We start from the raw sequence: 6,863 nt of genomic DNA, 5'->3' as shown, positions 1-6,863 counted from the left end.
TCGATGAATTTCCAGGCAGCGTCGGCATGCTCACTGTCGGCACCGATACCCAGGGTCCATCCGATGGTGGCGCCGGTGTCGTCCCCGGTCGACGCCGTAGGCAGGGAGGTCCACTTCACGTCGGGGTTCTGAGACGCCATGGTGACGATTCGCTCAGTGCCGAGCACAGTCATCGCGACGGTCCCGTTTGCCAACCCGTCGGCGACCGTGCCGTAGGTGTCTGAGGTCACGCTGTTCGCGAGGGCTCCGGCATCCCGTAGATCGGCCAGGAAGTTGCCGAACTCGATGCCTTTCTCGGTCGCGAAGTCGGCCTTACCCTCGGCATTCCAGATCGGCTGGTCGACCTGACTCATGAAGCAGTCGAAGAAGGTGGCGATGATCGCGGAGTTGTCGGCGTCTGAGAATCCGGTGCCGAAGCCGGTGACGCCAGCTTTGGCTGCCTTCCCGGCCACCGTCACAACCTCGTCATAGGTCTTGGGTACCTCGACGCCGAGCTGCTTGAGGACTTTCTCGTTGTAATAGAACGCACACGTGCGGTACTCGTAAGGAACCGCAACCTGCCCGTCCGGGCCAGCAAGCGTGTCGATCGGACGGAGCCAATCTGTGATCTCAGACGCCGCCGCCGGCATCGGCGAGTACGCACCCGCGGCCGCCATCTGCGGCACCTGCGGAGTGAACATCTTGAACACGTCCGGTGCCTGCCCGGCAGCCGCCGCCTGCGGCAGCCGATTGAGCATGTCTCCCAAGGACACCACCGCAAGCTCCACCTTGATGTCGGGGTTGGCCGCCTCGAAGTTCGCCAGGTTCTCCTTCAGCGCCTTCGCGCGCGGGTTGTCCTGACTCGGGTCCAGAAAGTCCCAATAGGTCAACGTGACCGGCCCCTCGGACTCCGAAGCCGACCCGGAGCACCCGGTGGCCAACAAGCTCGCCGCCGCCGCCAGCGCAACGGCGAAGCGCCATCGTTTCTTGATCATGTTCTCTCCAATGAGATCGATTGCTGAGATCGGTTGCAGTGACCCTAGAGTAGGGGACTGCCCGATGTCAAGGCCGCGACCGTAATTGCCCCGGTCGCCAGATGTGAGGCAGCGGTTTGAGCGTTGATCGGCGTCCAACGCTCAGGGGGTCGAGGTCGACGCGCGCGCTCGACGGTCTTAGAGGATCGCGTCTGGTGTTGAGAGGGAGACTTCGGGCCGAAGGCTCTGCGAGCTCTGCGATCGTCTCTTCAGATGAGATCGGTTGCTGAGATCGATTGCAGTGACAGTAGGCAGCATGCGACTATCTGTCAGTCACGTTCTTGACCAGAGGGGACACAGGTGTTCACCAAGCTTGCGACACTGCGCACGATCGACGAGTCAGGCGCTGTGCTCATCGTTCGACTGCCCGACGCGGATGGTGCGGAGCGCGTCGCGCATGCCGCGATCGAGGGCGGGTTCCGCGCCCTGGAGATCACGCTCTCCATCCCGGGGGCCGTCGAGCTCATCCGACGGTTGGCCACCCGGTACGCACCGGACGGTGTCGCCGTGGGAGCGGGAACAGTCCTCGACGGCTACGCCGCGTACGAGTGCATCCGAGCCGGTGCGGCCTTCTTGGTCAGCCCACAGCTCAACCCCGAGATGATTCGGGTCGCCAACCGCTACCAGGTCCCGACGATCAGCGGGGCCTTCACCCCGACCGAGATCCTCGAGACCGCTGAGGCGGGTGCGGATATCGTCAAGATGTTCCCGACCGAGAACGCGGGTATCCCCTACGCCAAGGCCATGCTCGCGCCGCTGGCGCACCTGCCGATCATGCCCGCCGGCGGAGTGACTGTCGAAAACGTCAAGGAGTGGTTCGCCGCGGGCGTGGCGGGCGTCGGTGTGGGAAGCGCCATCACCAAGGCGTGGCAGCCTGACGGCGACTTCACCCAGGTGACCGCCGCTGCCCGCGACTTCCTGATGGCGGTGCGGGACGCGCGCGGATGAACGCGCCGACCCTGCGCATCGTCATCGGCACAGCGGGCTCCGGCAAGTCGACGATTGCCCAGCGCCTCGCACGGCAGCATGGCGCCGCGTACCTCGACAAGGACACGATGAGCGCGCGGTTCGTCGAGGCCGCCCTGGTGTCGGCCGGGTACGACCCCGGCGACCGCGAGGCCAACCCGTTCTACCGCGACAACATCCTGCCCCTCGAGTACGACTCGCTGCTTGACGTCGCCGGGGCCAACCTCCGCCTCGGTTGCCCCGTGGTGGTCGACGCACCCTTCAGCCCCTACCTGTCCGATCCCACCTTCATCACCGCCGCCGCGGAGCGCTTCGACTGGCCGCCGATCGACGTGGAGGTGATACAGGTCCGCGTCTCCCCGAAGACGCTGCAGGACCGGCTGCGCAAGCGTGGCCTCGAGCGCGACCAGGTCAAGCTCGCCCACTGGGACGAGTACTGGTCCGTGCACGGCGGGCTGCGGTGCGCGTGGACCGGCGTACGGCTGTCAGAGCTCTCCAACGACGCGCAGGAGGCGGAGACCGCCTCGGACCTGCCGGCCCTCCCGATTGACCTCGAGCACGCAGGACGCGACACGGACGCAGGCACCCGATGATCAGCGGAACGACCACCCTCGTCGCCCACCTGGGCTACCCCACGCACACGTTCAAGTCGTCGCTGATCTGCAACCCCTGGTTCGAGAAGAACGGCATCGACGCCGTCGTCGTCCCGATGGGGATCAAGGCCGAGGACTACCCGGACTTCTTCCGATCAGTCTTCACCCTCACCAACATCCGCGGTGCCCTGGTCACCATGCCGCACAAGGTCACCACCATGGAGCTGGTGGACGAAATCAGCCCGACCGCCGCGATCGCCGGCGCGACGACCGCCGTCCTGCGACGGGAGGACGGGTCGCTCCTCGCCGACCAGTTCGACGGCGCCGGCTTCGTCCGCGGCATGCTGCGCAAAGGATTCGACCCCTCTGGGAAACGCGCGCTGGTCGTCGGCAGCGGCGGGGTCGGTTCTTCGATCGCTGCCTCGCTGGCCGGCATCGGCCTCGCCGAAATCGGCTTGTTCGATCCCAACGCAGCCGCCTCTGAAGCACTCGCCCAGCGCATCAACCTGCACTACCCAGACGTGAAAATCGTGATGGGCTCGAAGGATCCCGAGGGCTACGACCTGATCGTGAACGCCACTCCCATCGGGATGAACGACGACGATCCCCTGCCCGTCGACGTCGACCGCGTCGCCCCCGGTTCGTACGTCGGAGATGTGGTGCTCAAGACCGACATCACCCCGTTCCTGCAGGCAGCCAAGGACAAAGGCTGCACGATCCAGGTCGGCACCGACATGTTGTTCGAGCTGATTCCCGCCTACCTGGAGTTCTTCGGCTTCAAAGGCGCCACACCCGACGAGCTGCGCGCAGCTGCGCAGCGACCGTGACGACCACGGCTTGCGGAACGCGTCCGTTGCCAAAGAACTTGTCAGTAGCGGGCCGGCTTTGCAATCTATGAATATGTCTACCATGTCAATCCCTTATAGGAGTGTGCGCGATGAGAGCTCTGGTCAGTGGTGGAAGTAGCGGCATCGGCGCATCTACATGCGTGAGGCTCGCAGAGGCGGCTCTCGCCCGAGGCGAGCAGCCGCAGATCGCGGTGTGTGGACATAAAGAGACCACTAGCCAAGAGCAAGTTGTCCGTTCAATCCAGTCAATGGGCGGTACTGCCATCGCATTGGTGGGTGACCTCAGCGATCCCAACGTGCCAGGTCAACTCGTAGAAGCTGCGGTAGCCGAATTTGGTGGCCTGGATGGGTTGATTGCGAATGCTGGAATCGCTAGCCCTGGCGCAATATGCGACTTGTCCGTCGAGGACTGGGACAATATGTTCTCGGTCAACCTCCGCGGCCCGTGGCTTCTTGCCAAAGCAAGCTACGCGCACTTGAAGCAAAGTCGCGGTTCGGCCTGTTTCATCTCTTCAATGTCTGGTCAGCTACCGCATGCCGGATCAGGTGCTTATAGCCCCAGCAAAGCTGCTTTGACAATGCTAGCCCAGACGCTCGCTTTGGAGTGGGCACCTGACGGTATTCGTGTGAATGTGGTATCCCCAGGGATGACTCATACACGGATGACTGAGAAAATGTACGCCGACCCCCAAATCAAGAAAGCAAGAGAAGGTATCATTCCGCTGTCGAGGATTGGTGACCCCACGGATATCGCGAATGTGATTGAGTTTCTGGTAGGCCCGTTGTCGAGTTATGTCACGGGACAAGACATCTGTGTCGATGGCGGCTTCTCAAAGTCTATTCTTAGTCATATTCCTGGTCGACCAAGCTCCAACTCGTAAGGCTCGATGTGCATGGAGTAGTCAGCACTAACCTCTTTTGATTGAACGGCTTGGGCGATCGTCGGTGGCGTCCCGCAGCGGCGCAGTCTCGCGGGATCGGTGAGTGCGCCACTAGGTAACGTCGGCGGCGGTTAACGCCTCGCGCACACCGCCGCGCTGGTCCGGCTCGGGCGGACCGCAAGCAACGCACCGTCGCGCAGCCCGAGACCCTGAGCGAGCTCAGACCTCTTCGGGCGGCACCTCGAACTGCCGGGCGGCGTCAAGGTCAGCGTCAACCGCGCGGGCTTCATCGACCGATTAGACACTGGCGTTGCCCACCTCGAGGTCGAGGACTTTGGTCCGGGATGGACCCGCAGTTCCTGGCCACCGCGTCCCTACGACCAGCAACATGTACTAAGTTCAGAATGCTGCGAACCAGATACCTTGCACACTGGAGTTATCCTAATTTCCAGCCCCTATTTCTGAGATCATGCATTGCTTGCTTGAACTCATAGAGGGTGTTTTCTTCGCGGATGATCTCGAGAACAACATTGTTTTCTCCGCATGTTGCTTCGACGGCGTGGCCCAACGCTTCGAAATCGACCACTCCAGTGCCGATTGGATCGTGACCCCACGTTTCCAAACCTGTGTCAGAAATATGCACAAGTGCAATAGATTCGTGATGCGAGAGCAAACCCGCTACGGGATCCTCCTCGATATAGGCGGCGTTGGCGACGTCGTACACGATCTTAAGTACATTATCGTTGACCGTACTGACGATGCCCGCCAGGTCCCGGATGGTCGGAGTGAAGCAATAGGGAGTATTTTCCAGGAGGAGTCGTGTGCCAGCCTGTTTGGCCAGTGGAATCAGATCGCCCAGACTCTCGTACATCCATCCATACGCCTTTTCGATTGGAGGTGGGATCATGGGGCGCCTTGTACCGGGGGATATCACGACTTCGGGGACATCCCACGCGACAGCCAGGTCAATCACCGACTTGATGTGTTCAATACTCTTGCGGCGCATGTTTGCGCCAGGGCTAGCCAGATTGATGTCATATCCACCGGCATTGAGCGATCTGATTCTCGCGCCATAATCACTGAGTCTTGCCTTCATGGCCGAGCGCTCCGTGGTGGACATTTCATCCGGCCAACAATGCGGAGAGCTGATCGGAACCTCAAAGGTCTTATATCCATTGTCGACCAGTTCCGCAATTGCATCAATTGCCGTAGACGACCATAGATAGGAGAAAGTGTTGATAATCATGTAGAAACATCCTCTCGGTTGAATGACTGCTGAAAAGATTTATGCCATCAGAAGGCCCAAACGAGCTGGTCGAGCCGGGAACGACGTCGGGTCGTCGCCGTCACTTCTTGGCGTGGCTGCTCCAGACCCGTCCGGGTTGCTCGTCGGTGGGGAGCCCGGCGACGGCGAGGATGCGATCGAGGAGGAGCTGGGTTTTCGCCGCGTCAGCCCCGGACGTTAAGGGCGTACCGCGGTCCCGGACACGGTCCAGGAAGTGGTGAACCGCTCCGGCGAAGCCGAACGTCTGCGTCGCCGTCGCCCAGCCGAAGGCCTCGGGCGACATTTCGCGCACGGTCGTCCCGTCGGGCCGGCTGATCGAGATCCGGTCGGGCGCGGTGACGTTCGCGCTCGCCCCGTCTCCGTAGGCGTCGAGCTTCTCGCTCCAGCCGCCGGCGTCGCGGGCCGCCACGAGCACGCCGGAGTGACCGTTGTCGAACCGGACGAGCGCGGCCACGCCGTCCTCCTGCCAGCGGTCCTCACCGGCCGCGTGCGCGCTGACGTCGACGGGCTCGCCCCCGCAGTACCAGCGCACCAGGTCGACCATGTGGATCGCGTTTTCGAAGGTGGCGCGGTACTCGGAGCCTGCCCGGTTCTTCTGGGCGACGCAGAAGCTCGCGCCGCTCTCCCCGAAAGCCGCGCGACCGGCCTCGTACACCGGGGCGAAGCGGCGGTTGAACCCGACCATGAGCACCCGTTCTCGTGCGGCGGCCAGCTCGGCGAGGGACTGCGCGTCGGACGCGCTCGTCGCCAGCGGCTTCTCGCAGAAGACGTCGACGCCGGCCTCCAGCGCGAGTCGCGTCGCGTGCACGTGCTCCGACCGCGGCGTGAGGACAAACAACGCGTCCAGCTCCTCGGTCTCGAGCAACGCCTCGACCGTCGGATAGGCGCGGCGGAAGCCCCAGCGCCTCATCAGGGGCTGCGGGTCATCCTTGCGGGTGACCAGGCCCTGCAGCTCCACGTCGTCGCGCGCGACGAGGGTCGGGAGCTGGGCGATGCTCGCGATGTTGCCGGCGCCCGCCACACCGATGCGCAGTACGTCTCCACTCGTCACGTGGCCACCACCGTGGCGAGCATCTTGCGGAGCGCGAGCGCGGAGTCCTTGAAGCCGATCGCGGGGTCGGGCAGGTCCTGAGGATGCCACCGGTACTCGTACTCGAGCGAGAGCACGTCGTCGTAACCGCGGCGCACGAGCTCCTCGAGGATGTCGGGCCACGGCACGACGCCCGTACCGACGACCCGGGACCTGACAGCGCGTTCCTCGGCCTTGACCCGGGCAG

Annotated in this window: 7 protein-coding genes and 1 pseudogene; 4 read left to right on the top strand and 4 right to left on the bottom strand. The window is 63.3% G+C overall.

What is annotated here, in order from left to right:
- A partial coding sequence (locus tag ABW137_RS10535; protein ID WP_526399597.1) for an ABC transporter substrate-binding protein occupies positions 1–974 on the bottom strand: 974 nt, incomplete at its 3' end.
- A gap of 339 nt (positions 975–1,313) precedes the next feature.
- Here ABW137_RS10535 and ABW137_RS10530 point away from each other — a divergent pair.
- The 4 genes from ABW137_RS10530 to ABW137_RS10515 all read left to right on the top strand — a co-directional run bounded on the left by ABW137_RS10530 (position 1,314) and on the right by ABW137_RS10515 (position 4,301).
- On the top strand, positions 1,314–1,961 hold the full coding sequence (locus ABW137_RS10530) for a bifunctional 4-hydroxy-2-oxoglutarate aldolase/2-dehydro-3-deoxy-phosphogluconate aldolase (RefSeq protein ID WP_526399595.1): 648 nt from the start codon (positions 1,314–1,316) through the stop codon (positions 1,959–1,961).
- A complete protein-coding gene (locus ABW137_RS10525; RefSeq protein WP_526399593.1) occupies positions 1,958–2,572 on the top strand; it encodes a P-loop nucleotide/nucleoside kinase family protein in 615 nt (204 codons plus the stop codon). Before ABW137_RS10530 ends, ABW137_RS10525 begins: the two co-directional genes overlap by 4 nt.
- Positions 2,569–3,399 carry a shikimate dehydrogenase family protein gene (locus ABW137_RS10520; protein WP_526399591.1) on the top strand — a complete coding sequence of 277 codons (831 nt, stop codon included), beginning with the start codon at positions 2,569–2,571 and terminating at the stop codon, positions 3,397–3,399. Before ABW137_RS10525 ends, ABW137_RS10520 begins: the two co-directional genes overlap by 4 nt.
- Before the next feature lie 110 nt (positions 3,400–3,509).
- Positions 3,510–4,301 carry an SDR family NAD(P)-dependent oxidoreductase gene (locus ABW137_RS10515; protein WP_526399589.1) on the top strand — a complete coding sequence of 264 codons (792 nt, stop codon included), beginning with the start codon at positions 3,510–3,512 and terminating at the stop codon, positions 4,299–4,301.
- Positions 4,302–4,737: 436 nt separating this feature from the next.
- Here the strand turns inward: ABW137_RS10515 and ABW137_RS10510 are convergent, their stop codons facing one another.
- The 3 genes and pseudogenes from ABW137_RS10510 to ABW137_RS10500 all read right to left on the bottom strand — a co-directional run.
- Positions 4,738–5,547 carry a sugar phosphate isomerase/epimerase family protein gene (locus tag ABW137_RS10510; protein WP_526399587.1) on the bottom strand — a complete coding sequence of 270 codons (810 nt, stop codon included), beginning with the start codon at positions 5,545–5,547 and terminating at the stop codon, positions 4,738–4,740.
- Positions 5,548–5,647: 100 nt separating this feature from the next.
- Positions 5,648–6,607: a Gfo/Idh/MocA family protein gene (locus ABW137_RS10505; protein ID WP_526399585.1), complete on the bottom strand. Its 960-nt coding sequence runs from the start codon at positions 6,605–6,607 to the stop codon at positions 5,648–5,650.
- A 26-nt stretch (positions 6,608–6,633) separates the two neighbouring features.
- Positions 6,634–6,863 (bottom strand): annotated as a pseudogene (locus ABW137_RS10500) (sugar phosphate isomerase/epimerase); the annotation flags it as partial.

Origin of the sequence: Mycobacterium sp., assembly GCF_040509115.1 — a bacterium.
Classification (GTDB): domain Bacteria; phylum Actinomycetota; class Actinomycetes; order Mycobacteriales; family Mycobacteriaceae; genus Mycobacterium.
Note: the sequence above shows the minus strand (reverse complement) of the source record. Positions and strands in the feature narration are given on the sequence as shown.